This is a genomic window from Nocardia sp. NPDC059228, assembly GCF_042754245.1.
Taxonomy (GTDB): Bacteria; Actinomycetota; Actinomycetes; order Mycobacteriales; family Mycobacteriaceae; genus Nocardia.
Genome location: NZ_JBHZAL010000190.1, coordinates 1 through 1035 on the forward strand (window position 1 = coordinate 1; position 1035 = coordinate 1035).

General features: G+C 70.9%; 1 protein-coding gene. It reads right to left on the reverse strand.

Annotation, left to right across the window (positions count from 1 at the left end; translation table 11 throughout):
- Positions 1-1011, reverse strand: a 1011-nt coding sequence (locus tag ACFXKA_RS43410) for an alkaline phosphatase D family protein (protein WP_379431970.1), incomplete at its 3' end; no start/stop codon positions are given.
- Between the last annotated feature and the right edge of the window lie 24 nt (positions 1012-1035).

Genomic DNA, 1035 nt, shown 5'->3' on the forward strand with positions numbered 1-1035 from the left:
GGTCACCTGCTGCGGGACGACGTTCCAGGTGGCGTTCGAGGCCCGCCAGCCGTCGGTCGGCCAGCGTTCCTGGGCGGCCCCGGTCATGGTGCGCGCGGGGTCCTCGGACTCGGGCCCGGGAGTGCGCCAGCCGTCGCCGTACGCCTGGTCGGAGCGGTACTGGCGGGTGTCGAGGATGTCGAACTGGGCGAGGCGCCCGAAGTGGAGCCTGCGGTAGAGCTGCATGTCGGGGCCTTCGGGCTGCTGCGGGGTGCGCAGCGGCTGGTTCTCCCAGTAGGCGCGGTAGGCGGCGGCCCTGCGGAGCAGGAACTCCTCGGGCGGCACGTCGTTCTCGGGTGTCTCGTCCGCGTAGTTGTTCTCGGTCTCGTGGTCGTCCCACGTCACGATGAACGGGTGCGCGGCGTGCGCGGCCATCAGGTCCGGGTCGGACTTGTAGAGGCCGTAACGCAGCCGGTAGTCCTCCAGCGTGATCGTCTCGCGGTTGTAGTGGGCGGGCAGCCGGCGGTCGGTGTAGTTGCGGGCGCCCCCGACGGCCGTCACGGCGTACTCGTACAGATAGTCGCCGAGGTGGATGACGACGTCGAGGTCCTCGGCGGCCAGGTGCTTGTAGGCGGTGAAGTACCCGTCGTGGTACGCCTGGCAGGAGACGGCGGCGAGCCTCAGTTCCCCGATGTCCACGGAGCGCGCGGGGGCGGTACGGGTGCGGCCGGCCGGGCTGATCCACGTTCCGGCGCGGAAGCGGTAGAAGTAGAAGCGGTCCGCGTCGAGGCCGGTGACCTCGACATGGACGCTGTGGTCGAACTCGGGGTGGGCGGTGGCGGTGCCACGTCTGACGATCCGGGTGAACCGCTCGTCGTGGGAGACCTCCCAGCGCACGGAGACCCTGTTCCGGGGCAGACCGCTGTCGGACTCGTACGGGCTGGGCGCGAGGCGGGTCCAGAGCAGTACGGACCCGGGCTGCGGGTCGCCCGAGCCGACACCGAGCGTGAAGGGGTCGCTCTTGATCGTCACGGCGTCCAGCTCGGCGGCGCTCGC